Below are 25,688 nucleotides of genomic sequence, written 5' to 3' on the forward strand. Positions count from 1 at the left end.
GGTCAGGGGCGCAGCCGCTTGAGGGTGGCGACGTCGGCGGCGTGCCCCACGTGCTTCTCGGTGGGGGTCTCCACCACCACCGGTACGCCGGCGGTGGCCGGGTGGCGCATGAGCTCCGCGAAGGCGGGCTCGCCGATGGTGCCCTTGCCGATGTTCTCGTGCCGGTCCCGGGTCGAGCCGCACAGGTCCTTCGAGTCGTTTGCGTGCACCAGCCGCAGCCGGCCCGCGCCCACGGTGGCCACAAGCGTGTCGAGCGTGGCGGTCATGCCGCCCTCGACGGCCAGATCGTGCCCGGCCGCCCAGGCGTGGCAGGTGTCGAAGCAGACGCCGAGCCAGGGATGCCCGTCCACCGCCTCGAGGTAGGGGCCGAGCTGCTCCACCCGGGAGGCGAGCGATCGGCCGCCGCCGGCGCTCGGCTCGACCAGCAGCATCGGCCCGCCGGCAGCACCCGCGGCGTCCAGCAGCGGGAGCAGCGCCTCGCGGACCTGCCGCATGGCCGCGTCGGCGTGCCCGGCGTCCACCGCGCTGCCGGCGTGGAACACCACGCCCTCCGCGCCGATCGCCGCGCCCCGGCGCAGCGCGTGCTCGAGCGTCAGCGCCGACCGCTGCACCGTGGCCTCGGTAGGGGAGCCCAGGTTCACCAGCAGCGACGCGTGGATGAACACCGGTACGCCCCGCTCGGCGCAGCCGGTCCGGAACAGCGCGTCCTGAACCGGGTCGCCGGAGGGCAGCGCCCAGCCCCGCGAATTGGACACGTAGACCTGGACGACCTCGGAGCCGGCGGCGTCGACGTACGGCAGGGCGGCCTTCGCCAGGCCGCCCGACGTCGGCGTGTGCGTGCCGACCGGCCGTGCCCCCGTCGTCACAGGCAGCCGAGGGTGATCTGGGTGCCGGGCGGCACCTGCGCGTTCTCGCCCGGGCTCTGGAACCGGACCACGCCGTTCGGGTTGAACTGCACCGCCACCGGGTGGCCCTGGCCCTCGAGGACCTGCTTGGCCTGCTGGCACGGAAGGTCGATCACGCGGGGGACGACGACCAGCGGCGGACCCTGGCTCACCTCGAGCCGGACCTGCGCGCCCTTCTCCACCCCGGTGCCGTCGGCCGGGCTCTGCCCGAGGACCTCGTCCTTGGGCTTGTCCGACTCCTTCACCGTCGGCGGCTCGACGAGCACCAGGCCGAGCCGGGCCAGGGTCCGGCGCGCCTCGTCGAGACTCTTGCCGACCAGGTTGGGCACCGAGACCGGCGCCCTGCCCTTACTCAGGATGACGGTGACCTCGTCGCCCGGCTTGACCTCGGTGCCCGGCTTCGGGTCGGTCGCCACCACGACGCCCTCCGGCAGGCTGTCGTCGTAGCGGGTGGCTCCCTTGACCACCTTGAGCTGGGCGTCGGTCAGGTCGGTGGCGGCGAGGTCGAACTCCTTGCCCACCACGTCCGGCACCGGGAAGCGCTCCGGGCCCAGCGAGAGGGTGAGCGTGATCGTGCCGCCCTTCTCGATGCGGGTGGCGGAGACCGGTTCCTGGGCCAGGACGGCGTCCTTCGGCACCTGCTCGTCGTGGCGCGGGTCGGCGTACCGCAGGACGAGGCCGGCCCGCGCGGCCTGCGTCTCCGCTTGGGCCTTGCTGAGGCTCACCAGCTGCGGCGCCACCGTGTACCGGCCGACGCCGACCCACCAGCCGCCCACCGCGGCCACCAGCCCGAGCACCACGACGGCGGCGGCCACCGCCATCCGGCCGCGCCGGTCGCCCATCACCGTGGCCCGCAGCGCGGCCAGCCGGGACCAGACGTCCCCCTCGGGCGCCGCCCGGCGCCGGCCGCCGCGGGGCGCGCCGTCGGGAAGGCGCGCCCAGGAGGGCCGCTGGGCGGGCTGCACGGCCGCGACGACCATGGTGGGCTGGGCCACCGGCGGCTCGTCGCCCACCCGGCGCAGCACCGCCGTACGGGTGTTGGGGTTGCCCAGATCCTCCCGGGCCACCTGCACCTCGGCCAGCAGCGCGCCGGCGTCGGTCGGCCGGGCCCCCGGATCGCGCCGGGTGGCGCGGCCGACCAGGTCGTCGAGCGCCTTGGGCAGCCCCGGCACCAGCATCGACGGCGCCGGCACGTCACGGTCCACGTGCTGCCAGGCCACCTCGACCGGGCGGTCCCCGTCGTACGGGACGCGCCCGGTCAGCATCTCGAACAGCACGATGCCCGCCGAGTAGACGTCGGTGCGCGCGTCGGCGTGGCCGTCGGTGACCAGCTCCGGGGCGACGTACGCGACGGTCGCCATGAGCTGGCTGCCGTGCTCGTCGTCGGCGCTCGCCTCCACCGCCCGGGCCAGCCCGAAGTCGGCGACCTTGACGACGCTGTCGACCAGGTTGGCGACGCCGCCCGTCGGTGCCTCGGCGACCAGCACGTTCTCCGGCTTGACGTCGCGGTGGACCAGGCCGGCCCGGTGCGCCGCGGCGATCGCGGCAAGCATCTGCTCGGCGATGGCGAGGGCCTCGTCCGGGTTGAGCCGGCGCCGCTCGGCGAGCACGTCGCGCAGCGTGCGGCCCCGCACGTACTCCATCACCAGGTACGGCCGGCCGGCGTGCGTGCCCTGGTCGTAGACCGCGACGACGTTGGGGTGGGTCAGCCGGGCGATCGTCTTCGCCTCGTCGGTGAAGCGCTGCACGAAGCCCGCCAGCCGGCCCCGGGCCTCCGGGCCCTGCGCCGGATGAATGATCTTGACGGCGACGGTGCGCTCGAGGCGCTCGTCGGTGGCGGTGTACACGGTCGCCATGCCGCCACGGGCCACGCGACCGCGGATGCGGTAGCGCCCGTCGATCAGCGAGCCCAGCAACGTGTCGGCGACCTGTGTGTCCATCGGCAGGCAGTCTATGTGTCCAGGGGGTGAAGGTTGAACAGGATGCTACAGGCGGGGACGAACGGACCGGGTCTTTCCAGGTCACCCGCCGTTCCGTCGCGGGCCCGGGCGATGGCGCGGCTGCGCCGGGACGATGCTGCGGGGTGCCGTCGCCAGGTCCCGGGGCGGACGTGGCAGGGTGGTCGGGTGACCGACTCCGTACCCGGCGACGAGCGCGCCGCGAACCCTGCCGCCGGACCGACCGAGTGGCTGACGCTGCCGGACGTCGCCGAGCGTCTCGACCTGCCGATCAGCAAGGTCCACCAGATGATCCGGGACCGGGAGCTGATCGCGGTGCGCCGCGACGGCGTCCGGCGGGTGCCGGCGGATCTGGTGGCGGCCGGTGGTGCGCTCAAGCACCTGCCCGGGGTGCTCAACCTGCTGGCCGACGCCGGCTACGACGACGAGGAGAGCCTGCGCTGGTTGTACCAGCCCGACGACACACTCCCCGGCGGCACCGCGGCCGCCGCCCTCGCCGGCGACCAGGCCCGCGAGGTGAAACGCCGCGCCCAGGCCCTGGGCTTCTAGCCGGGGGGTCAGGCGGGGCGGCGGGTGGCGGCGATCGCCAGGTCGACCAGGGCCTGGCGGGCCTCGGTGTCGAGGTCGACGGTGGTCAGCGCCGCGAGCGCCGCGTCGGTGAGCGCGCCGATCCGCTGCTCGGTGCGGCCGAGCGCGCCGCTGGTCTCGATCAGCTCCCGCAGCCGGGTCACTCCCGCCTCGTCCAGCGCTGGGTCGCCGAGGCCGTCCAGCAGCACCTCGCGCCCGGCGCCGTCGAGCGTCTCCAGCGCCGCCGCCACCAGGTAGGTGCGCTTGCCCTCGCGCAGGTCGTCGCCGGCCGGTTTGCCGGTCTGCGCCGGGTCGCCGAAGACGCCCAGCACGTCGTCGCGCAGCTGGAACGCCTCGCCCAGCGGCAGCCCGTACGCGGAGTACGCCACGCTCACGTCAGCCGACGCGTCGGCCAGCGCGGCGCCGAGCAGCAGCGGGCGTTCGACGGTGTACTTCGCCGACTTGTAGCGGGCCACCTTCCCGGCCCGCTCGAGCGACGTGTCCCCGGTGACCTGGGTGAGCACGTCGAGGTACTGGCCGACGGTCACCTCGGTGCGCATCTCGTCGAAGACCGGCCGGGCCCGGGCCACGGTGCGCGGGTCCAGCCCGGCGCAGTGCAGCACCTCGTCCGACCAGACCAGGCACAGATCGCCCAGCAGGATCGCCGCCGCGTCGCCGAAGGAGTCCGCGTCCCCGCCCCAGCCGGCCGCCCGGTGCCGGGCGGCGAACCGCCGGTGCACCGCCGGCTCGCCCCGCCGGGTGTCCGACCGGTCCATCAGGTCGTCGTGGATCAGGGCGCTGGCCTGCACGAACTCCAGCGCGGACAGGGCGGTCACCACCTGGTCGGTGTCCACCCCGCCGGCACCCCGGAACCCCCAGTACGCGAACGCGGGCCGCAGCCGCTTGCCTCCGCCGAGGACGAACGCCTCGATCGTCTCGGCGACCGGGACGAGCGCGTCGTCGACGCCGGCCATCCAGGTGCGCCGGGCGGCGAGGAACTCGGTGAGCGCCTTGTCGACGCGTTGACGCAGCCCGGCGCGGTCGACCGGGGAGACGGGAGCAGCGTGGGTCACGTCCCGACGCTAGCCGGTCGGGCCGGCCGGTGCCGTACCGGTGGGTACGCGCCGCGCCGTCCGCCGCTTGGGAAGGTCATGGGGTACGGGGGCCCCGCCCCGTTACAGTCGGGGAGTGGCGCTCGGTCTCCCCTCGGTCCTCCCCAACTCGCAGCCGGCGATCGGGGAGCTGATCCGTGACCGCCGGCCGACGTTCTCCTTCGAGTTCTTCCCGCCCAAGACCCCCGAGGGTGAGCGGCTGCTCTGGCAGGCCATCCGCGAGCTGGAGTCGCTGCGCCCGTCGTTCGTCTCGATCACCTACGGCGCCGGCGGATCGACCCGGGACACGACCGTCGCGGTCACCGAGCGGATCGCCACCGAGACGACGCTGCTGCCGATGGCGCACCTGACGGCGGTCAACCACTCGGTCGCCGAGCTGCGGAACGTCATCGGGCGGCTGGCGGCGGCGGGCGTGCGCAACGTGCTCGCGGTGCGCGGCGACCCGCCGGGCGACCCGACCGGCGAGTGGGTCCCGCACCCGGAGGGCGTGCGCTACGCGGAGGACCTGGTCCGGCTGGTCCGGGACTCGGGTGACTTCAGCGTCGGTGTCGCGGCCTTCCCGTACAAGCACCCCCGCTCGCCCGACATCGCCACCGACACGGCGTACTTCGTCCGCAAGTGCCGGGCGGGCGCCGAGTTCGCGATCACGCAGATGTTCTTCGACGCGGACGACTACCTGCGCCTGCGCGACCGGGTGGCGGCGACGGGCTGCGACACCCCGATCCTGCCCGGCGTCATGCCGGTGACCCAGATCGGCACCATCGAGCGGTCGGTGCAGCTCTCCGGCGCGCCCTTCCCGCCGGCCCTGGCCGCGCGCTTCGAGCGGGTCGCCGACGACCCGGAGGCGGTCCGCCGGCTCGGCATCGAGCAGGCCAGCGAGATGTGCCGCCGCCTGCTCGACGAGGGTGTGCCGGGGATCCACTTCATCACCCTCAACCGTTCCACCGCCACCCGCGAGGTCTGGCAGCACCTGCAGGCCGGTGCCCGCGTGTGAGCGGACGTGCCGCGACACCTCACGATCGGTGCGACGGTTGAGCCGTGGTGGGCACACAGCTGAACTGGGACCAGTACGCCACGGCCTGGGCGCGCCTGCACGGGGGCTTCGACCCGCGCGCCGCGGCCCCGGTCGTCCGCGCCTGGCTGCGCTTCGCGTACCACGTGGGCTACGTGCTGGGGCGCCTGCGGGTCACCCCGACCGCGGTCACCGTCGCCGGGGTGCTGCTCTGCTTCTGCGTGCCGCTGCTCGCCGTGCGCCCGCAGGACGGGCCGTTCCTGGGCGCGCTGTTCGTACTGCTCGCCGCCGTGGCGGACAGCGTCGACGGCGCACTGGCGGTGGCGACCAACCGCACCACCCGGCTCGGGTACGTCTACGACTCGGTGGCCGACCGGCTCGGCGAGGCGGCCTGGCTCGTCGCGTTCTGGCTGATCGGCGCGCCGGGCGCGCTGGTGGCCGCGGCCGGCGGGCTCTCCTGGCTGCACGAGTACGTCCGGGCGCGGTCGGTCGCCGCCGGGATGCGGGAGATCGGCGCGGTGACCGTCGGAGAGCGGCCGACCCGCGTCTCGGTGGCCCTGGCCGGCCTGCTGCTGGCCGGGCTGACCGGGCTGATCGAGGCGGACCTGGCGGCCGGCACCATCACCATGGCGACCGCCGTCTGGGTACTGCTGGCCGCGTTCGGCCTGGGGCAGCTGCTCGCCGCCGTCCGCCGCGCGCTTGTCGACGCCGGCTGAGCCCCGACGTTGCCGCCGGTGCCACGCGGTCGCGCCCGGAGCCCGAGCGCGGATGTTAAGAAGGGGCCCTTCCACTACCGCAGGCGTTAAGAAGGGGCCCTTCCTTACCAGGCGGGGCCGATGGCGTCGGCGACGATCTGCGCGGAGAGGGTGACCATCGGCAGGCCACCACCGGGGTGGCTGGACCCGCCGACCAGCCACAGCCCGCGGGCCGGCCCCCGGTTGGGCGGGCGGAGCAGACCGCCGGCCGTGCCGTAGATCGCCCCGCCGGGCGCGCCCGCCGAGGCGTCCAGGTCGGCCGGGGTGCGGATCTCCCGGAACACCAGCCGGTCCCGCACGTCCACCCCGCGCGCGGCCAGCACGTCGAGGATCCGGTCCGCGTACGCCTCGGCGAGGCCGGGCCGCCGCCAGTCCACCGCACCGGCGGCGGTGCCGTGCCGGGGGGCGTTGACAAGCACGAACCACGCCTCGTGCCCGGCCGGGCGGACCAGCTCGTCGTCCGCCGCGGTGACGAAGACCGTCGGGTCCGGCGCGGGCCGGGCCCGGACGCCCCGCCCCGGCGCGCCGAAGATCGCGTCGAACTCGGCGTCGTAGTCGCGGGGGAAGAAGACGTTGTGGTGCGCCAGCCCGGAATCCCCGCGTACGCCGAGCAGCAGGACGAAGCCGGCGAGGCTGCGGTCGGTCAGCGCGGCCAGCCGGCGCGGCGTCGGCAGCAGGTCCCGGTAGAGGGTGAGCGCGTCGACGTTGGCGACCACCACGTCGGCGGGCACCGGGGCGGCGGTCCCGGCGAGGCGTACGCCGTGCACCCGCCCGCCCGTCGCGTCGATCCGGGTGACCCGGGCGCCGGTCTGCACCACCACGCCGAGGTCAAGGCAGCGGGTCAGCAGGGCGTCGGCGAGGGTGCCCAGGCCGCCGCGCAGGTACCAGCCGCCGAAGGCCAGCTCGGCGTACGGGACGGCGACCAGCGCGGCCGGTGCCCGGCGCGGGTCGGCGCCGGTGTAGGTGGCGTACCGGTCGAGCAGCATCCGCAGCCGGGGATCGGACAGGTGCGCGCGGCCCAGTCCGCGCAGGGTGCGGCCCGGCCCGATCGCGGCCAGGTCGCCCAGCCGCCAGGCCAGCGCGGCCAGGTCCCGCGGCGAGTCGACGCGGCGGCGCAGGATGTCCCGTTCCGAGGCCGCCCAGACCCGTCCGGCGCGCCGCCACAGGCGCCGCCAGTCCGCCGCGGCCCGGTCACCGAAGGCGGCGCCGACGCGGGCGGCGAACCCGGCCGGGTCGGCGCACGAGTCCAGGGTCGGCCCGCCGCCCGGGAAGACGTGCCGCACGATCGGGTCGAGCGGGACCAGGTCCAGGTACTCGTCGAGCTTCGCGCCGGTGGCCTCGAACAGGTCGTGGAACACCTGGGGCAGGGTCAGCAGGCTGGGCCCGGTGTCGAAGTGGAACGGGCCGGCGGGGGTCTCGTGCACGTGCCGGCCGAGCTTGCCGCCCACGGTGTCGCCCCGCTCGAAGACGGTGACCTCGTGCCCGGTGGTGGCCAGCCGGGCGGCGGTGGCGAGGCCACCCACCCCGGCGCCGACGACGACGATCCGCGCCATGCCGCGCCCCCCTAGAGAACCGGACGGCCCCGCCAGCTCAGGCGCCGCCGCTTCCGCAGATGGTACGACCGCAGGGTCAGCCAGCCGAGGACCGCGACCGACACGGGGTGTGCCAGCGCGTCGGGCCACCACCGGCCACCGGTCGCGCGGGCGCTGACCACCCGTCCGGCGACCCCCAGCAGGTACGCGCCGGCGGCGCCGGCCGCCGTCCCGGGCGCGCCGGCGGCCAGCGCCGCCACGGCGACCAGCGGGGGCGCGGTGTAGAGCAGGAGCAGCAGCGCCACCACCGCGGCCGCCGCGACGGGATGCCCGAACGAGGCCCACAGCGACTTCGAGTAACCGTCGCGCAGCTGCGGCCAGTCGTCGTACATCCGGCAGGTGGCCAGCCGCGAGCCGTCGGCCAGCGCGATCCGCCCACCGGACCGCTTGACCGCCCGGGCCAGCTCGATGTCCTCCAGGACCTTGTCGGCCACCGCCGCGTGCCCACCCGCGGCGCGGTAGCCGGCCCGGTCCACCACCAGGAACTGCCCGCCGGCCGCGGCCAGCGACGGCCGCGCCGACCGCTCCATCGCGCGCAGCGGCAGGAACGTCAGCCACAACCACTGCAGCAGGGGCTGGACCAGCCGGTCGGCCGCCGTCGCGACCACGATCCGGGGGTACGGCGACAGCAGCGTCACCCGCGCGGCGCGCAGCTCGCCGACGGCCGCCGCGACGGCGTGCGGGGCGAGGACCACGTCCGCGTCGACGAACGCCAGCACGGTCGCGGCCGGGTCGGCCCGGGTGGCCAGCTGCCAGCACGCGTGTGGCTTGCCCAGCCAGCCGGGCGGCGGGGCGGCCCCGTCGAGCACGGTGACCCGCGGGTCGTCCCCGGCGACCGCGCGGACCACGTCGGCGGTGCCGTCGGTCGACCCGTCGTCGAGCACCACGATCCGCAGCTCCGGCACGCCGCGCTGGGCCAGCAGCGCGCGCAGGCACGGGGTGACCCGGGCCGCCTCGTCGCGCAGCGGCAGCAGCACCGCCACCGGCTCGGCCACCTCGGTCGGCGTCCCGACCGGCCGGCGCAGCCAGCGGCCGGCGTTGACAAGGGTGTGCACGGTCAGCGCGGCCACCGCCACCAGCAGCGCGAGCGACGGGCTCATGCCGGGACGTCGACGCGGGGGCGGGGCCGCCGGTCGGCCGGGCGGCGGCGTTCGCGCAGCAGCGTCACCGCCAGCGGCACGGCGGTCACCGCCATGCCGGCCGCTCCCCACGCGGCCGAGGCGGGCAGGTCGAGGAAGACGGCGTGGGCCAGGATGCTGGACGCGTACGTCCAGAGGTAGAGCGCGAGCATCGGGCGGTCGCCGCGATCGGTGGTGGCCACCGCCGGCCCGGCCAGGGGACGCAGGGCGGCCGCCAGCAGCACGGCGAAGAGCAGCCAGCCCAGGTAGTTGCTGACCGGGATGCCGGGCAGGCCGGGCAGCGCGGGGGTCGCGTCCCGCCACACCCAGTGGCCCTCGGCCACCATCTGCGGGTCGAGGAAGAGGTCCCATGCCGCCAGCCCGACCGTCGCCAGTGCGATCCGCCGGACCGCCCGCCCGGCGCCGCCGGGTACGCCCGCCGGCCCGCCGCCGGTGAGCCGGACCGCGACCAGCCAGGCGGGCCAGGCCATCCAGGTCCAGGCGAGGGGGATCACCAGCGGCACCCCGGCCAGCTTCGGCCCGAGCTGCCCGGAGTAGTCGTAGCTGCCGAACGGGAACCCGGTGGCCACCCCGAGCGCTTCGATGGCGAAGCCTCCGCCGGTGGCCACCGCGACCAGCGCCACCGCCGTACGGGGGCCGCGGCTGAACAGCGCGTGGCTGACCGAGAGCAGGTAGCCGAGCAGCACCGTGGCGACGGTGAGCCGGGCCCGGGTCGGCCCGGTGGTCAGCGGGTAGCAGATCTGCGCCAGCACCAGCACGGCCAGCAGCACCCAGGCGGCCCGGGTGGCGCGGCCGGGCGGTGCGGTGGCGGGGCGGGTCACGCCGGTGCCGGCCCGGGGGAGACGGGCAGCGGCAGGTCCCGGCCGAGCACCCCGAACGGGCGTTCGTCGCCGGGGAAGTGGAAGTCGCGCAGGATGTCGACGAAGCCGAAGCGCCGGTACAGCCGCCAGGCCCGGGACCGCTGCTCGTCGGCCTCGGGCGTGGACAGCAGGGTGGTCGTGCCCTCGGCCATGGTCAGCAGGGCACGCAGCTGGCCGGCGCCCAGGCCGTGCCCCTGCGCGGGCGGCCGGACGTGCAGCTCGACCACCTCGAAGCAGTCGGTCAGCCAACGCTGGCGGGTCGCCGGGTCCAGCGCCCGCCACACCTGGTCGTGCCACCACTGGCCGGACGCGCCGAGGTAGCCGTAGCCGAAGCCGGCCAGGTGGCCCTCCGCGGTGAGGCTGGCGACGGCGCGGAAGCCGGGCCGGCGTACGTGGGTGGCGATGTAGCCGCGCCGTGCCTCCAGCAGGTCGGTGCGGTACCCCATCGCCTCGCCGTAGACGGCCACCACGTCGTCCAGCCGTCGGACGAGATCGTCCGGTGTCCACCGCACCAGCCTCATGCCGTCCTACCTTCTCCGTTCACGACCCAGCCCAGCACCGTCCGGTCGCCGACCACGTCGCGCACCTCGAACCGCGCGAAGAGTTCCTCCGCGTACCACCCTTCGGTGGGGGTCCGCATGATCGCGGCGCGGTGCTCCGGGTGACGGTACGCGAACGCGACCAGGTCCGCCGGGTTGCGCCACACGCTGACCGTGCCCTGCCAGCCCAGCGGCGCCTCGCCGACCCCGAACCGGGCGAGCAGGCCCGGTGCGGCGTGCAGCGCGGCGGCCACCGGCGGGACCGCCCGCCAGAAGGTGGCCGCCCGTGCGGGGCGCAGCCGGGCCCGGGTCAGGGCGAGGACCGGACCGTCCGCCGGCCCGCCGGGCGGGTCGCCGAACGGCCGCCGCCCCGACCACTCGCCCCGGCTGGTGAGCGGGCGCAGGTCGACCCGGACGGCGGCGCGGGCGATCCGCGCCCAGGCCCGCCCGACCGGGGAGCCGTCGAAGCCGGCGGCCGCGGCGGGGGAGTCCCACACGGTCAGCGCCGCCCACCGGGTCAGGTCCGCGTCGCCCGGCCCGAAGCCGGTGCCGGTCCCGGTGCCGAGCAGTTTGGCGAAGCGGACGCCCGGCAGCGCGCGCAGCCGGCGTGGGTCGCGCGCCATCCGGACCAGCGCCCGGGGCAGGCCCGCCCGGCCGGTACGCCACACGTGGAGGGTGACCAGCTCGGGTGCGGGCTGCCGGTGCCCGGTCGGCTCCGGCTCGCTCACGCCGTTGAGCCGCGCGGTCGGCCCGACAAGCCGCTCACGCCACCTGGGCCGGCGCGCCGCCGGTCAGCCGCAGCAGCTCCGGGTAGGTGGTGGGGAAGACCGCCCGGGGTACGCCGCCGGCGGCCCAGATCTCGTCGTACTTGTCCAGGGCGACGTCCACCAGGGTGCGCAGCGGCCGGGGGTGGCCGACCGGGGCGACTCCGCCGATGACCTGCCCGGTGTGCTCGCGGACGAACTCCGGGGTGGCCCGCCGGAGCCGGGCGACGCCGATCGACGCGGCGAGGCCGGCGGTGTCCACGCGGTGCGCCCCGGAGGTCAGCACCAGCAGCGGCGCGCCGTCCGCCTCGAAGATCAGGGAGTTGGCGATCTGTCCGACCTCGACGCCGAGGGTGTCGGCGGCGGCCGCGGCGGTGTGGACCGCGTCGGGCAGCAGGCGGACCGCGCTGGGCGCGCCGGAGCCGTCGTGCGCGCCGGCGCCGTCGAGCGCCTCCTGCACCGCCCGTACGTTCGGGTGTGGCTGCATCCCGCCATTCTTCCCCGTGCGCCCCGGGCGGGTTCAGCCGGGCACGCCGCCCGGCTCGCGCATCCTTCGCGCGTCACACGTTGCGTTTTTGTCGGGGGGAGGGTGTACTGTCAGCAGTGGTTAGAACGAGTGTTCGATTGCCTCGTACGCTCGTTCCAACAGCCCGGAGTGGTGTTTCGCGGCGCCGGTCCGGGCGGGCGCGGCTCCGCGGGCCGCGCCGGGGTTCCGGGCAGTCGCGAGTCCGGGCCCACCAGGCAGGAGCGTCGCCCGCCGCCCTCGACCCCCGGGCGGCGGGCGACGAACCCGCCGGTAACGCCGGCCGGGTGTGGTGTGGGGAAGCGTCCACACCCGGCCGGCCCCCACACCGGTGCGTCTTCCTCCGCACCACTCGTCCCGGCGGTCCCGCCGGCGGTCTCCGCCGCGGGTGCGCGCCTCGGCCACGTGGAGGAGACAGATCATGCCGACCAACCCGGCTCAGGCACCGACGGTGCCGGCGCACGTGCTGCCGCACCGCACCCCCGCCCAGCTCCTCGCGGTGGCCCGCCAGGGGCTGGCCGAGGCCGCCCGGACCGGCCCCGACGGCCTCCGCTACGCCGCGGCCCACCTGGCCGCCCTGCGCGCCGCCGCGGCGCTGCTCGCCGCGCGCGCCCGTCCCGCACCGACCCGGCGGAACCGGGTCACAAGCGTCTGGGTCCTCCTCTCCGGCGTCGCCCCCGAGCTCGACGAGTGGGCCCGGTTCTTCGCCGTCGGCGCCAGTAAGCGCGCCGCCGCCGAGGCCGGTATCCCGCGGGTCGTGACCGCCCGCGAGGCCGACGACCTGCTGCGAGCGGCGGAGGAGTTCGTGACGGTGGTGGAGACCGCGCTCGGCGTGACCCATCAACCGGCGCTCGGCGACCTGGCGGCCTGACCTCCGGCTTCGTTCCGGGCCCCGCACCGGCAGGCCCGGGATGGAGCCGACCGTCGCCGGTCCGTTTTGAGTGTTTTTGAGCTATCAGCACAGCAGCACGACAGGGGGTTGGGTCCGATGGCGGGCCGCATGGTGATCGGTTCCGCCGCGCTGGCGGGTCTGGTGCGCCCGGCGAGCGCGCCGGATCCGGCGGGGGCGCACCGGGTGCTGCCGGTGACCCCCGAGCTGACCGGTCTGCTGCCCAGCCGGGGGCTGCGCCGCGGCAGCACGATCGCGGTCGCCGCGGGCCAACCCCGGCACAGCGGCGCCACCTCCCTGATCCTGGCGCTGCTCGCCGAGGCGTCCCGGGCCGGCTCGTGGTGCGCCGTGGCCGGAGTGCCGACCTTCGGGGCGGTGGCCGCGGCCGAGCTCGGCATCGCCCTGGACCGGCTCGCCCTGGTGCCGCACCCGGGGCCGGACTGGGCCACCGTCGTCGCCGCGCTGATCGACGGGGTGGACGTCGTGGTCACCGCGGTCCCGGCCGGGGTCTCCGCGCCGGTCGCCAGCCGGCTGGCCGCCCGGGCCCGGCAGCGCGGCACTGTCCTCGTCCCGTACGGGCGGTGGGACGGCGCCGACGTGACCCTCCAGGTGACCCGCGGGGCCTGGCAGGGGCTCGGCACCGGCCGGGGCCGGCTGCGACGTCGGGAGGTCACCGTCTCGGCCCGGGGGCGGGGCGCCGCCGCCCGTCCCCGGGAGGCGACGGTCTGGTTACCCGGTGACGCGCTGACCCGGGTCGTCCCGCGCCCGGTCCCCGGGCCCCCCGCCGCGTCGGTCACCGGCCGGTCGGCTGCCGGCCTGCTCCGGGCCGTGCCGGCGGCCCCCGCTGCCGAGCCGCCTCCACCGGCGCTCACCCTGGTGGGTCCGGCATGACCGCCGGGTTCCGACCGGAGGGGGCCGGCGGGCACGCCGCACCCGTACGCACGCTGGTGCTCTGGTGCCCGGACTGGCCGGTGATCGCCGCCGAGATCGCCGACGGGGTGCCGGCCACCGACCCCGTCGCGGTCCTGCACGCCAACCGGGTGGTCGCCTGCTCCGAACAGGCCCGGGCCGAGGGGGTGCGCCGCGGTCTGCGCCGGCGGGAGGCGCAGGGCCGGTGCCCCCGCCTCACCGTGGTCGACCACGATCCCGCCCGGGACGCCCGGGCGTTCGAGCCGGTCGTGGCCGCGGTCGAGGAACTGGTGGCCGGCGTGGAGGTGGTCCGACCCGGGGCCTGTGCGGTGGCGGCCCGCGGGCCGGGGCGTTACCTCGGCGGTGAGGAGGCGGCGGCGGAGCGGATCGTCGAGCACGTCGCCCAGGCCTGCGCGGTGGAGAGTCAGATCGGCATCGCCGACGGGGTGTTCGCGGCCGGGCTGGCCGCCCGCTCCGGCCGGGTCGTCCCGCCCGGCGGGACACCGGGATTCCTCGCCGACCTGCCGGTCGAGGCGCTCGGCCGCCCGGCGCTGGCCGACCTGCTGCGCCGGCTCGGCGTACGCACCCTCGGCGGCTTCGCCGCGCTGCCCCCCGGTGACGTGCTGGCCCGGTTCGGGTTCGACGGTGCGCTGGCCCACCGGCTGGCCGCCGGGCGGGACCACCGCCCGCTCGCGGTCCGGCAGCCCCCGGCCGACCTGGCGGTCACCGCCGATCAGGACGAGCCGCTCGACCGGGTCGACGCGGCGGCCTTCGTCGCCCGCGCGCTGGCCGAGCGGCTGCACGAGCACCTCGCCGCGTACGGGCTGGCCTGCACCCGCCTCGGCATCGAGGCGGTGACCGCGCACGGCCAGGAACTGCACCGGGTCTGGCGGCACGACGGCCTGCTCACCGCCGCGGCCATCGCCGACCGGGTGCGGTGGCAGCTCGACGGGTGGCTCTCCGGTGGCCGGCCCGGCCGGGCGGGTGCCCGGCCGCCCCGACCGACCGCCGGCATCATCCGGTTGCGGCTGGTCCCCGACGGGGTGATCGCGCAGGGCGCCCTGCAGCCCGGCCTGTGGGGCGAGGCCGGCGAGGAGCGGGAACGGGCCCACCGGGCGCTCAGCCGGGTCCAGGGCGTCCTCGGCCCGGAGGCGGTGGTCACCGCGGTGCTCGGCGGCGGGCGATCCCCGGCCGACCAGGTACGCCTCGTGCCGTGGGGGGACGAACGCCTTCCCACCCGCCCGGGCCCACCCCCGCTGCCGGCGCACGCCGACCCGCTGTCCGGGCCCGACGCCCCGCCCGCCGGCCCTGCCCGGTCGCGCCGTCCGGGGCGGGTGGCCGCCCGGGCGGCGGACCGGATTGACGGCCGGGCGGGGGAGCCGCCGTGGCCGGGCCGGCTCCCGCCGCCCGCACCGGCGGTGGTGCTTCCGGAGCCGCTCGCCGCCACCGTGCACGACGCGGCCGGCGAGCCGGTCGTGGTCAGCGCGCGCCTGGCGGTGAGCGCGCCGCCGGCGTGGCTGGCCGTCGGGACCGGCCAGCCGGCGCGGATCACCGGGTGGACCGGCCCGTGGCCGGTGGACGAGCGCTGGTGGGCACCGGCCGAGGCCCGCCGGCGCGCCCGGTTCCAGGTCTGCCTCGCCGACGGCAGTGCCCTGCTGCTCGCGGTCGAGGGTGGCCGGTGGCTGGTGGAGGCGGTCTATGACTGACCAGCGCGCGGCCCCGCCGGTCACCGCCCGCACCCGCCCGGCCGGTCCGCGAGCCGGCCGGAGCGGTCGCGGACCGGGCCGGACCGGTGGCGGTCCCGGCCGGTCACGGCGCGGGGGGACCGGTGTCCCCGGGAGCGATATTCCTGTCCGGCATATTCATGCCGGGCAGGAATGTCGCTCGTCCGCGTGTCCTTCCCCGGAGCCGTCCGGAATGCTCGATTGGCCGGACCGGCCAGGCCGGCCCCGCGGGCGTGGGGCGGGAGGTGTCCGGTGAGCTTCCACAACCCGGATCTGCCCTGGTCCGAGCTGGAGCGGGTGCTCACCGGAAAGCCCGCCCGCGACGGGCGCCGTACGAAGCGCGGCGAGCGGCACCTGCACGTGGTGGACCCCCTGGCGGTGGACGCCGACGGCGGCGACTCCCCGGCGTGGACCCGCAAGCGCCAGCACTACGAGCCGCCCGAGCTGGAGCGCCCGGACGGCACGGTGCCGTACGCCGAGCTGCACGCGCACACCAACTTCAGCTTCCTCGACGGCGCCAGCCACCCGGAGGAGCTGGCCGAGGAGGCCGCCCGGCTGGGGCTCACCGCCCTCGCGGTGACCGACCACGACGGCTTCTACGGTGTCGTGCGCTTCGCCGAGGCGGCCCGCGCCCTGCACCTGCCGACGGTCTTCGGTGCGGAACTCTCCCTCGACCTGCCCGGTCCGCAGAACGGCGAACCCGACCCGCTCGGGCGGCACCTGCTGCTGCTCGCCCACGGCCACGAGGGGTACGCGCGGCTGGCGGCCGCCATCTCCCGCGCGCAGCTGCGCGGTGGCGAGAAGGGCCGCCCGGTCTACGGGGAGCTGGAGGAGGTGGCCGCCGAGCTGCGCGACCACGTGCTGGTGCTCACCGGCTGCCGCAAGGGGCACGTGCCGGCGGCGCTGCTCACCGAGGGCGTCGACGCGGCGGCCCGGGAGCTGGACCGGCTGACCGCGCTCTTCGGCGCGGAGACGGTAGCGGTGGAGCTGACCGATCACGGCCACCCGGTCGACGCGGACCGCAACGACGCCCTCGCCGAGCTGGCGGCCGCCGCCGGGCTGCCGACGGTCGCCACCAACAACGTGCACTACGCCACCCCCGGGCGGCGCCGGCTGGCCACCACGCTCGCCGCGGTCCGGGCCCGGCGCAGCCTGGACGAGATCGACGGCTGGCTGCCCGCCGCCGGCACCGCCCACCTGCGCAGCGGCGCCGAGATGGCCGCCCGGTTCGCCGGGTACCCGGGTGCGGTGGCCCGGGCCGCCGAGTTCGGCGCGGAACTCGCCTTCGACCTGCAGCTCGTCGCACCGGCGCTGCCCGCGTACCCGGTGCCGCCGGGGCACACCGAGATGAGCTGGCTGCGCCACCTCACCGCGCAGGGGGCGCGGGAGCGCTACGGCCCGCCGGAGGCGCACCCGGAGGCGTACGCGCAGCTGGAGCACGAGCTGAACATGATCGAGGAGCTGGGCTTCCCCGGCTACTTCCTGGTGGTCTACGACATCGTCACGTTCTGCCGGGAACAGGACATCTACTGCCAGGGCCGGGGTTCGGCGGCCAACTCCGCGGTCTGCTACGCGCTGCGCATCACAAACGTCGACGCGGTACGGCACCGCCTGCTGTTCGAGCGGTTCCTCGCCCCGGAGCGGGACGGCCCGCCGGACATCGACGTGGACATCGAGTCCGACCGCCGGGAGGAGGTGATCCAGCACGTCTACGCCCGGTACGGGCGGGAGCACACCGCCCAGGTCGCCAACGTCATCTCGTACCGGCCCCGGTCGGCGGTGCGGGACGTGGCGAAGGCGTTCGGCTTCTCCCCGGGCCAGCAGGACGCCTGGAGCAAGCAGATCGACCGCTGGGGTTCGGTCGCGACCGTGGACGTGGCGGACATCCCTGAGCAGGTGGTCGCGTACGCGAACGAGGTACAGACCTTCCCGAGGCACCTGGGCATCCACTCCGGCGGCATGGTGATCTGCGACCGGCCGGTGATCGAGGTGTGCCCGGTGGAGTGGGGGCGGATGCCGGGCCGCAGCGTGCTCCAGTGGGACAAGGACGACTGCGCCGCCGTCGGGCTGGTCAAGTTCGACCTGCTCGGCCTCGGCATGCTCTCCGCGCTGCACTACGGCTACGACATGATCGGGATGAGCCTGGACCTCGGTGACATGACGCTGGACGACCCGGAGGTCTACGACATGCTCTGCCGGGCCGACTCGGTCGGGGTGTTCCAGGTGGAGAGCCGCGCCCAGATGGCCACCCTGCCCCGGCTCAAGCCCCGCTGCTTCTACGACCTGGTGGTGGAGGTGGCGCTGATCCGGCCCGGCCCGATCCAGGGCGGCTCGGTGCACCCGTACATCCGGCGCAAGAACGGCCAGGAGCCGGTGACCTTCGCGCACCCGCTGATGCGCAACGCGCTGGAGAAGACCCTGGGTGTGCCGCTGTTCCAGGAGCAGCTCATGCAGCTCGCCATCGACCTGGCCGGGTTCGACGCGGCCGAGGCCGACCAGCTGCGCCGGGCGATGGGCGCCAAGCGGTCGGTGGAGCGGATGGCGCAGATCGCCGACCGCCTCTACGCCGGCATGGCCGAGCGGGGGATCACCGGCGAGCTGGCCGACGACGTGTACCGCAAGCTCACCGCGTTCGCCAGCTACGGCTTCCCGGAGAGCCACGCGATGAGCTTCGCGTACCTGGTCTACGCCAGCTCCTGGCTCAAGCGCTACCACCCGGCGCCGTTCCTGGCCGCGCTGCTCAACGCCCAGCCGATGGGCTTCTACTCGCCGCAGACCCTGGTCGACGACGCCCGCCGGCACGGGGTGGAGGTCCGCCGGCCGGACATCAACGCCAGCGGCGCCAAGGCCGTCCTGGAGTCCACCCCGGACACCCGGTGGGGCAGCCGGCCCGGAGAGCCGCCGCACGCCTGGGGGCTGGGCGGCCCGGCGGTCCGGCTGGGGCTGTCCAGCGTGCGTACCCTCGGCGCGGATGTGGCCGAGCGGATCGAGGCCGAGCGGGCGGCGCACGGGGCGTACCGGGACATGCCGGACCTGGCCCGCCGCGTCGGTCTCACCGCCGCGCAGCTGGAGGCGCTCGCCACGGCGGACGCCTTCGCGTGCTTCGGCCTGACCCGGCGGCAGGCGCTCTGGGCCGCCGGTGCGGCGGCCCAGGACCGGCCGGGCCGCCTGCCCGGCACGGTGACCGGCACCGCCGCGCCGACCCTGCCCGGGATGGAGGCGGTCGACCGGCTCGTCGCGGACGTGTGGGCGACCGGGCTGTCGCCGGAGAGCCACCCGGCCCGGTTCATCCGGGACCAGCTCGACGCCGTGGCCGCGGTGCCGATCGCCCGGCTCGGCCGGGTGGAGCCGGGCCGGCGGGTCCGGGTGGGCGGGATCGTCACCCACCGGCAGCGCCCGGCGACCGCGGGCGGGGTCACCTTCATCAACCTGGAGGACGAGACGGGGATGCTCAACGTCACCTGCTCCCCGGGGCTGTGGCAGCGCTACCGGCGGGTGGCGAAGACAAGCGCCGCGCTTGTCGTGCGGGGGCGGCTGCAGCGGCACGAGGGAGTGATCAATCTCATCGCTGACCGGCTGGATCCGATCGATCCCCCGGTCAGCCCCGCGTCGCGTGATTTCCGTTGATCAATAAGTGATCCGCGTTACGGTTTTCCGGCGCCGCCGCAGGGAGACTCCAGCCCGCGCGGGCAGGGTGGCCCGCGCGTCACGAGGGGGACGAACCGATGACGGGGTATCGCGTCAACAGCGGTGGAGTGGCCAACACGCGCCGGACCCGGCTCGGCGCCGGATGGGTGCCGACACACCACACCGAGGCCCGCGAGTACGAGGTCACCGACGGACCCGTGGCGAACTCCGTGCGCTCGCGCAACGACGAGGAGAACGCCGCCGCCGGCGGCGAGTCCTGACCGCCCGCAGGCCACGTCCCGCGGCCGGTCTGGACCGGGTGACTAGGCTCGTCGGGGTGGAGCAGACCCCAGGCCGGCCCGCCGGGCCGCCACTGACCCCCCGTACCGCCGTGATCTGGTCGGTGCTGCGCGCCGAGGTGGACCGCCGTGGCGACACCGACCTCACCGTGCTCGACGTGGGCGGCGGCACCGGTGGCTTCGCCGTGCCGCTGGCGCAGGCCGGGCACCGGGTCACCGTCGTCGACGCCAGTCCCGACGCGCTCGCCGCGCTGACCCGCCGCGCCGCCGAGGCCGGGGTCGCCGACCGGGTACGCGCCGTGCAGGGCGACGGCGACGCGCTCGCCGGGCTTGTCGAACCGGCAAGCGTGGACCTGGTGCTCTGCCACGCCGTCCTGGAGGTGGTCGACGACCCGGCCCCGGTGGTCGCCGCGCTGGCCGCGGCCCTGCGTCCGGGCGGCGCCGCGAGCGTGCTGGTCGCCGGGCGGGCCGCCGCCGTGCTCGGCCGCGCGATGAACGGGCACCTGGACGTCGCCGCCGTGCTCGCCGCCGATCCCACCGGCACCGCCGGGCCCCGGGACACGCTGCGCCGGCGCTACGACGCCGAGGGCGCCGCCGCGCTCCTCACCGCCGCGGGGCTGGCGGTCGAGGAGATCCACGGCGTACGCGTCCTCGCCGACCTGCTCCCCGCCGCGGTCGCCGACGGCCAGCCGGCCGCCCTGCTCGAACTGGAGCGGGCGCTCGCCGCGCGTGCCCCGTGGCGGGACCTCGCCGCCCAGCTGCACCTGTTCGCCCGCCGCCCGGCATGACGGGCCCGCTGGCCACGGTCGCCCCCCGGTACGGCACGGCGAGCCTCGCCGACGTCCTGCCCGCCGCGCTGGCGGTGCTGGGGGTCCCCGGCGCCACCGACCCGCTCGGCCTGACCGCGACGCTGGCGGGCGTACGCCGGGTCGCCGTGCTGCTCGTCGACGGGCTCGGCTGGCACCAGATCCCGACCGCCGCGCCGTACGCGCCGACGCTGGCCGGGCTGGCCGCGACGGTCGGCCGGCCGCTCACCTCCGGGTTCCCGTCCACCACCCCGACCAGCCTGGTGACCCTGGGCACCGGTACGGCTCCCGGCGTGCACGGCGTCCTCGGGTTCACGCTGCGCATCCCCGGTACCGACCGGGTGCTCAACCACATCGAGTGGACCGGCGACCCGGCGCCGCTGCGCTGGCAGCCGGTACCCACCCAGCTGGAGCGGGCCCGGGCGGCCGGTGTCCAGGTGACCGTGGTGAGCCGGCCCGAGTTCGGTGGCAGCGGGCTCACCGTCGCCGCCAACCGGGGCGGCGACTACCGGGGCGCGGCCGGTGTCGACGCACTGGGCCGGGAGATGCTCGGCGCGCTCGCCGCCGGGCCGGGGCCCACCCTGGTCTCCGGCTACCACCCCGACCTGGACCGGCACGGCCACCTCAGCGGGGTCGACTCGGTGCCCTGGCGGGTCGCCGCGGCCGACGTGGACCGGCTGCTGACCCGCCTCGTCGACGGGCTGCCACCGGACGCCGCGCTGCTGGTCACCGCGGACCACGGGCAGCTCGACATCCCGGCCGGGCACCGGTTCGACCTGGACACCGATCCGCGGTTGCGCGCCGGCGTGACCGTGGTGGCCGGCGAGCCCCGCGTCCGCTACCTGCACGTCCGGCCCGGGGCCCGGGACGACGTGCTGGCCACCTGGTCGGCGGTGCTCGGCGCCGCGGCCCGGGTCACGACCCGGGAGGAGCTGGTGGCCGCCGGCTGGTTCGGCCCGGTGCCCGAGGAGCACCTGGGCCGCATCGGGGACGTGGTGGTGGTCTGCAACGGCACCTACGCCGTGCTGGCCACCCGGTCCGAGCCGCCGATGGCGAGCCGGCTGGTGGCGTACCACGGTGCCGACACCGCGGCCGAGATGACCATCCCGCTGCTGGTCGTCCGGGGCTGACCGGCGGTCTCCGTCGGACCCGGGCGTTAGCCTTCCGGACATGGGCCGCAGCCAGTCGTTGCCCCGGGGCGGCGATCCGCGCTTCGGGCCGGACGCCGACGACACCGGCTGTCCGGTGCTGCACGTCGACATGGACGCGTTCTTCGCCTCCGTCGAGGTGCGCCGGCGCCCGGAGCTGCGCGGGCGGCCCGTCGTGGTCGGCGGGCTCGGGCCGCGCGGCGTGGTCAGCTCCGCCAGCTACGAGGCCCGTCGGTACGGCGTCCGCAGCGCCATGCCGATGATGCGGGCCCGGGCGCTGTGCCCGCAGGCGGTGTTCCTGCCGCCCGACTTCACCGCGTACTCGGCGGCCTCCCGGGCGGTCATGCGGGTCTTCCGGGACGTCACTCCGCTTGTCGAGCCGCTCTCCCTGGACGAGGCGTTCCTCGACGTGGCGGGCGCCCGGCGGCTGTTCGGCGCGCCGGCGGTGATCGCCCGGCTGATCCGCGAGCGGGTGGCGACCGAGCAGCGGCTCACCTGCTCGGTCGGGGTGGCGCCGAGCAAGTTCGTCGCGAAGCTGGGCTCGACGCGGGCCAAGCCGGACGGCCTGCTCGTGGTCCCGGCCGCCCGGGTGCTCGACTTCCTGCACCCGCTGCCGGTGGGGGCGCTGTGGGGGGTGGGGGAGCGCTCGGCCGAGACGCTGCGCCGGCTCGGTCTGAGCACCGTCGGTGACCTGGCCCGGGCACCGTACGGGATGCTCCGCCACGCGCTCGGCGACGCCGCCGCCCGGCACCTGCACGAGTTGGCCTGGGGACGGGACCCGCGCCGGGTCAGCCCCGAGCAGGTGGACAAGTCGATCGGCGCGGAGGTGACGTTCGACGCCGACGTGGCCGATCCGCAGGAGATCCGCCGGACCCTGCTCGGCCTCGCCGAGAAGGTCGGCGCCCGCCTGCGCCGGTCCGGTCAGGTGGGGCGGACGGTGGCGCTGAAGGTGCGCATGGCCGACTTCCGCACCGTCAGCCGCTCCCGCACCCTCGGCGTGCCGACCGATGTCGGTCGGGAGATGTTCGACACGGCCTGGGCGCTCTACACCGCCCTCGACCCGGGCGAGCCGATCCGCCTGGTCGGTGTCCGGGCCGAGGGCCTCTCGGCCGCCGGGGACACTCCCCGCCAGCTCGCGCTCGGCGCGCCGGAGCGCGGCTGGCGGGAGGCGGAAGCTGCCGCCGACGCCGCCGCTGCCCGTTTCGGGCGGTCCGTCATAGGTCCGGCCAGTCTGCTCCGAGTCCCGGATCAGCGCCTGGAGGAAAATCAGAGCCGGCCATAGGTCGTCCCGCTTTCCGACGCGCGGGGCCCCTCGTAGACTTGCGGGTAAGCAGCCGGTTGGCTGCCACGGTCTGTCGGCCCGACCGGGCCGACCCACGTGACCGGGGAGGAGTGCCGTGCCGCTCTCGGAGCACGAGCAGCGGCTGTTCGAGCAGATCGAGCGGTCGCTTGCCGAGGACCCCAAATTCGCCTCGGCCGTGCGCGCCAGCGATCCGCGTTTCCACGCGCGGCGTCGCCTGCTCGTCGCTGCCGGCGTGGTCATCGTCGGCCTGGCCCTGTTGGTCTACGGCGCGGTGATCAAGACTCCGCCGCTGGCAGTGGCGGGGTTCGTCGTCATGCTGGCCGCGTTGGGCTTCGGGGTGCAGTCGCATCGCCGGGCGCAGTCACCCGACCTGCACGTCGTGGGCGGGACGACGACACGTCGCCGTCCGCGCGGGCGGGCGGGACGCCGCCCGTCGATCCTGGACCGGATGGAGGATCGGTGGCGGCAGCGCCCGGAGGGGCACCGCTGACCCCCGCCTGACCGGGCCCGGCCCGCCGTCGACGGGCGAGCCGCGTCGCCGCGACCCCGGCGACGATCCGTGCTCCCGCGCGCCCCGGCCCGCCACCCATCGCACCGCGACAAGCCTCACCTCCCCCCGGCCGTCTCCGCCCTCCGCCCGACGCCCGACGCCCGTCGCCCGGCAAGATCCTGCTCGAACGCAGATGTAGTGGCCTCCGCGTGTCGGCGAGGCCACTACATCTGCGTTGCAGCGCGATCCTGGTGAACGGAGGCGGTCGCCGGCCCCGCCGGGTCGGGGTCAGCGGGCCAGTCGGTTGGCGAGCAGGCGGCGCGGGCTCCAGCGCGCCGCCGCGTACCGGATCCGCCCGTAGCCCGACACCAGCCGGGCCGATACGTCGACCGCGCCGACCCGCCAGCGCAGCAGCACCGACGGGGGCAGCGCCGTCGCGAACAGGCGGGTCCGGCGGTCGGCCCCCGCCGCGAGCGCGACGCGGACCCGGCGCAGGGCCGGCAGCAGCGGCTCGCCGGTGAGCGGATCGCGGGCGTACCGGGCGCGCTCCTCGGCCCGGCCCAGCAGCTGGACCGCGGACATCGCCTCGGTGTCCTCCCGCAGCGTCTCCCGGGCGAGCCGGTCGGCGGTGGCCCGCGGCGTCTCCGTCCGGTCGATCCGGACCCGGAAGTCCACAAGCGTGTCGAGCAGTTCGTCCCAGGCGGCGTGCGCGTCGGCGCGCGCCCGGTCGGCGTCGGCCAGCACGACCATGCGCTGCCCGTCGGCGGGGGCCCCGCCGGCGTCCGCCGCCACCGCCTCCGCGGGCACCGGCGCCGGCGCCCGCCCGCCGCTGCGCCGCCGGCGCAGGGCGAGCCGCCGCAGCGCCGGGACCGCGAGCAGCACGAGCAGGGCGACCGCGCCCGCCACCCACCAGAGCCACACCGGCACCGGGCGGCTGGACGCGCCGCCGTCGTCCGGCAGCCCGGAGGCGGCCCCTTCCTCGCCCTCTTCCCGCCGGTCCGGGCCGGATGTGGACTCCGGCTCGTCCGGTCCGGTGGTCGCGCCCGGCTGTGGGCTCGACTCCTCCGGGGCGTCCACGTCCGGGGCCCAGGCCGACCGGGCGCCGCCCTGCACCCCGTACATGGGTGTGGCGTCGAACGGCACCCACCCGAACCCGTCGAAGTAGACCTCGGTCCAGGCGTGCAGGTTGCGGTTGGTCAGGGTGTACGTGCCGTCGCCGGTGTTCGTGCCGTTGGTGAAGCCGAACGCCACCCGTGCCGGGACGCCGGCCGCGCGGACCAGCCACGCCATCGCCGCGGCGTACTGCTGGCAGAAGCCGACCTTGTTGTTGAGGAAGTCGACGATGTCCTGACCGCTGGTGCCGCCCTCGGTGCTGAGGGCGTAGGTGAAGCCGTTGTCCGAGGAGAAGTAGTCGTAGATCGCGCGCACCTTGTCGTATTCGGTGCGCTTGCCCTCGATGAGGGTGCCGACCAGCTTCTCCACCTCCGGCACCTGCGGCGTGATCATCTGGCGCCGCAGTGAGTGGTCGGCCGGCAGAGGCCGCGCCCGGCGCAGGGCGGCCGGGGTGTACGTCGATCGCACGTAGTCGAACTCGTAGCGCTTGCCCGGCGAGTTGTCCCGGTTGGAGAAGACGACCTGCAGGCTCGTGTCGTAGTACCAGTTGCCGTTCAGGCCGTCGATCTGCGTCGGCTCGGAGTACACCGGCAGGAACGGCATCTGGAGGTTCTTCGTCACCTCGACCGAGGCCCGGTACCGGTTGCGGTCGATCCCGGCCCGGTCGGGCTCGGACGGGCCGAACTGGCGGCTGATCGGACGCCCGGTCGGCGGGCGTTCGTGGAAACCGTCGGACCGCAGCTGGTCGGCGACACCGAAGCGCAGGTAGAACGGGCTCGGCTCGTTGGTGGTCACCTTGACCAGGTCGGTGACCTCGCTCTGGTTCAGCTCGCCCCGGAGCGCGGCGAACAGGTCGATGCGGCCGGGTGCCCCGCCCCGCCCGGGCCCGCCGGTGCCGTCGCCGGTACCCGAGCCGAGGCTGTCGAGCAGGCCGCCGGTCATCCCGGGCACGGCCAGCGGCAGCATGACGGCGACCGCCACGCCCAACGCCGCGAGCCGGCGACCGGCGGACGCCAGTGGAGAGGCCTCCCAGACGTCCACGCCGCGGCCGTCGCCGGTGAACCGCCGGCCGAACCGGCGGACCCGGTCCACGTTGTCGCTGACGAGGAGCCACAGGTAGCCGGCCGCGCCGATGACGAACGGCACCGGCGGGACGCTGTCCACGTAGACGGCCACCGGAACCGAGTAGACGGCAAGCATCGGCAGGCCGGCCAACGCGGGCCGGCGCAGCCCGACGGCCACCAGGTCGACCATGACGGCCACGCCGCCGACGCCCAGCACGCTGATGAACAGCAGCGGGTCGGTGTCCGGCACCTTGACGCCGTAGGAGCGCATGTCGTCCATCGACGCCTCGGCCAGGGCGCCGAAGTGCCCGAACGTCCCCGGGGTGGGCACCACGCCGAAGAGTTCGGAGCCGGACGGGAACAGCCACGCCAGGGCGAGCGTCAGGCCGCCCAGCATGGCGAGCACCTGCCCCCACAGCGGCACCCGCCCCAGCCGGGTCAGCGCGGCCACCGCCGCGACCACCGCGACCGCGATTGTCGACTGGATCAGCCACGTCCAGCGGTCGAAGATGGCCGACAGCGGCGCCGCGGCCAGCAGCGTCGCGGCTGCCGCGACCAGGCCCAGGTTCCGGTGGGCGATCATGAGGGGA

General features: G+C 76.1%; 22 protein-coding genes. 12 read left to right on the forward strand and 10 right to left on the reverse strand.

The genetic code is table 11. The annotated features are described in order from the left end of the window. Positions 1-2: 2 nt before the first annotated feature. Complete coding sequence (locus ABTW87_RS05820; RefSeq protein ID WP_350648877.1) at positions 3-866, reverse strand: deoxyribonuclease IV; 864 nt, start codon at positions 864-866, stop codon at positions 3-5. Further along, the gene (gene pknB, locus ABTW87_RS05825; RefSeq protein WP_350648879.1) at positions 863-2,845 is read right to left on the reverse strand and encodes a Stk1 family PASTA domain-containing Ser/Thr kinase; all 1,983 of its coding nucleotides are present in this window, start codon (positions 2,843-2,845) and stop codon (positions 863-865) included. The genes ABTW87_RS05820 and pknB overlap by 4 nt, the downstream gene beginning before the upstream one ends. A gap of 186 nt (positions 2,846-3,031) precedes the next feature. Here pknB and ABTW87_RS05830 point away from each other — a divergent pair, with 186 nt between their 5' ends. After that, positions 3,032-3,412 carry an Rv2175c family DNA-binding protein gene (locus ABTW87_RS05830; RefSeq protein WP_350648881.1) on the forward strand — a complete coding sequence of 127 codons (381 nt, stop codon included), beginning with the start codon at positions 3,032-3,034 and terminating at the stop codon, positions 3,410-3,412. Positions 3,413-3,420: 8 nt separating this feature from the next. Here the strand turns inward: ABTW87_RS05830 and ABTW87_RS05835 are convergent, their stop codons facing one another. After that, complete coding sequence (locus ABTW87_RS05835) at positions 3,421-4,503, reverse strand: polyprenyl synthetase family protein (protein ID WP_350648883.1); 1,083 nt, start codon at positions 4,501-4,503, stop codon at positions 3,421-3,423. Between the two features lie 115 nt (positions 4,504-4,618). Here ABTW87_RS05835 and metF point away from each other — a divergent pair, with 115 nt between their 5' ends. Together metF and ABTW87_RS05845 are read left to right on the forward strand one after the other, a co-directional pair. Further along, a complete protein-coding gene (gene metF, locus ABTW87_RS05840) occupies positions 4,619-5,536 on the forward strand; it encodes a methylenetetrahydrofolate reductase [NAD(P)H] (RefSeq protein ID WP_350648885.1) in 918 nt (305 codons plus the stop codon). A gap of 44 nt (positions 5,537-5,580) precedes the next feature. Beyond that, the gene (locus ABTW87_RS05845) at positions 5,581-6,270 is read left to right on the forward strand and encodes a CDP-alcohol phosphatidyltransferase family protein (protein ID WP_350648887.1); all 690 of its coding nucleotides are present in this window, start codon (positions 5,581-5,583) and stop codon (positions 6,268-6,270) included. Between the two features lie 104 nt (positions 6,271-6,374). Here ABTW87_RS05845 and ABTW87_RS05850 read toward each other — a convergent pair whose 3' ends face one another. The 6 genes from ABTW87_RS05850 to ABTW87_RS05875 are packed head-to-tail and all read right to left on the reverse strand — an operon-like array spanning position 6,375 to position 11,690. After that, positions 6,375-7,862, reverse strand: coding sequence for a phytoene desaturase family protein (locus ABTW87_RS05850; protein ID WP_350648889.1), 1,488 nt, complete (start codon positions 7,860-7,862; stop codon positions 6,375-6,377). A gap of 11 nt (positions 7,863-7,873) precedes the next feature. Next, complete coding sequence (locus ABTW87_RS05855; RefSeq protein WP_350648890.1) at positions 7,874-9,001, reverse strand: glycosyltransferase family 2 protein; 1,128 nt, start codon at positions 8,999-9,001, stop codon at positions 7,874-7,876. Further along, positions 8,998-9,861 (reverse strand): carotenoid biosynthesis protein, encoded by an 864-nt coding sequence (locus ABTW87_RS05860; RefSeq protein ID WP_350648892.1) that lies wholly within the window; start codon positions 9,859-9,861, stop codon positions 8,998-9,000. The genes ABTW87_RS05855 and ABTW87_RS05860 overlap by 4 nt, the downstream gene beginning before the upstream one ends. Then, on the reverse strand, positions 9,858-10,421 hold the full coding sequence (locus tag ABTW87_RS05865) for a GNAT family N-acetyltransferase (protein ID WP_350648894.1): 564 nt from the start codon (positions 10,419-10,421) through the stop codon (positions 9,858-9,860). The genes ABTW87_RS05860 and ABTW87_RS05865 overlap by 4 nt, the downstream gene beginning before the upstream one ends. Next, the gene (locus tag ABTW87_RS05870; RefSeq protein WP_350648896.1) at positions 10,418-11,167 is read right to left on the reverse strand and encodes a monooxygenase; all 750 of its coding nucleotides are present in this window, start codon (positions 11,165-11,167) and stop codon (positions 10,418-10,420) included. Before ABTW87_RS05870 ends, ABTW87_RS05865 begins: the two co-directional genes overlap by 4 nt. A gap of 34 nt (positions 11,168-11,201) precedes the next feature. Beyond that, complete coding sequence (locus ABTW87_RS05875) at positions 11,202-11,690, reverse strand: YbaK/EbsC family protein (RefSeq protein ID WP_350648898.1); 489 nt, start codon at positions 11,688-11,690, stop codon at positions 11,202-11,204. Between the two features lie 457 nt (positions 11,691-12,147). Here ABTW87_RS05875 and ABTW87_RS05880 point away from each other — a divergent pair, with 457 nt between their 5' ends. The 9 genes from ABTW87_RS05880 (at position 12,148) to ABTW87_RS05920 (ending at position 22,921) form a co-directional block, all read left to right on the forward strand. Beyond that, positions 12,148-12,597: an SAV_6107 family HEPN domain-containing protein gene (locus ABTW87_RS05880; RefSeq protein ID WP_350648900.1), complete on the forward strand. Its 450-nt coding sequence runs from the start codon at positions 12,148-12,150 to the stop codon at positions 12,595-12,597. A gap of 117 nt (positions 12,598-12,714) precedes the next feature. Next, positions 12,715-13,506 (forward strand): DnaE2-dependent mutagenesis accessory factor ImuA', encoded by a 792-nt coding sequence (gene imuA', locus ABTW87_RS05885; protein WP_350648902.1) that lies wholly within the window; start codon positions 12,715-12,717, stop codon positions 13,504-13,506. Then, positions 13,503-15,230 (forward strand): DNA polymerase Y family protein, encoded by a 1,728-nt coding sequence (locus tag ABTW87_RS05890; protein WP_350648904.1) that lies wholly within the window; start codon positions 13,503-13,505, stop codon positions 15,228-15,230. The genes imuA' and ABTW87_RS05890 overlap by 4 nt, the downstream gene beginning before the upstream one ends. A 270-nt stretch (positions 15,231-15,500) precedes the next feature. Then, positions 15,501-18,875, forward strand: coding sequence for an error-prone DNA polymerase (locus ABTW87_RS05895; protein ID WP_350648906.1), 3,375 nt, complete (start codon positions 15,501-15,503; stop codon positions 18,873-18,875). 98 nt (positions 18,876-18,973) lie between these two features. Next, positions 18,974-19,156 (forward strand): hypothetical protein, encoded by a 183-nt coding sequence (locus ABTW87_RS05900; protein WP_350648907.1) that lies wholly within the window; start codon positions 18,974-18,976, stop codon positions 19,154-19,156. A 38-nt stretch (positions 19,157-19,194) separates the two neighbouring features. Then, positions 19,195-19,962, forward strand: coding sequence for a methyltransferase domain-containing protein (locus tag ABTW87_RS05905; protein WP_350648909.1), 768 nt, complete (start codon positions 19,195-19,197; stop codon positions 19,960-19,962). After that, positions 19,911-21,110 (forward strand): alkaline phosphatase family protein, encoded by a 1,200-nt coding sequence (locus tag ABTW87_RS05910; RefSeq protein WP_502891530.1) that lies wholly within the window; start codon positions 19,911-19,913, stop codon positions 21,108-21,110. Before ABTW87_RS05905 ends, ABTW87_RS05910 begins: the two co-directional genes overlap by 52 nt. Positions 21,111-21,150: 40 nt before the next feature. Next, positions 21,151-22,410 (forward strand): DNA polymerase IV, encoded by a 1,260-nt coding sequence (locus ABTW87_RS05915; RefSeq protein ID WP_350648913.1) that lies wholly within the window; start codon positions 21,151-21,153, stop codon positions 22,408-22,410. A 115-nt stretch (positions 22,411-22,525) separates the two neighbouring features. After that, complete coding sequence (locus tag ABTW87_RS05920) at positions 22,526-22,921, forward strand: SCO2097 family morphological protein (RefSeq protein ID WP_350648915.1); 396 nt, start codon at positions 22,526-22,528, stop codon at positions 22,919-22,921. A 288-nt stretch (positions 22,922-23,209) separates the two neighbouring features. Here ABTW87_RS05920 and ABTW87_RS05925 read toward each other — a convergent pair whose 3' ends face one another. Continuing rightward, positions 23,210-25,681: a transglutaminaseTgpA domain-containing protein gene (locus ABTW87_RS05925; RefSeq protein WP_350648917.1), complete on the reverse strand. Its 2,472-nt coding sequence runs from the start codon at positions 25,679-25,681 to the stop codon at positions 23,210-23,212. Positions 25,682-25,688: the final 7 nt, after the last annotated feature.

Origin of the sequence: Micromonospora sp. NPDC126480 (assembly GCF_040302465.1) — a bacterium.
In the GTDB taxonomy this organism is placed as follows: Bacteria; Actinomycetota; Actinomycetes; order Mycobacteriales; family Micromonosporaceae; genus Micromonospora.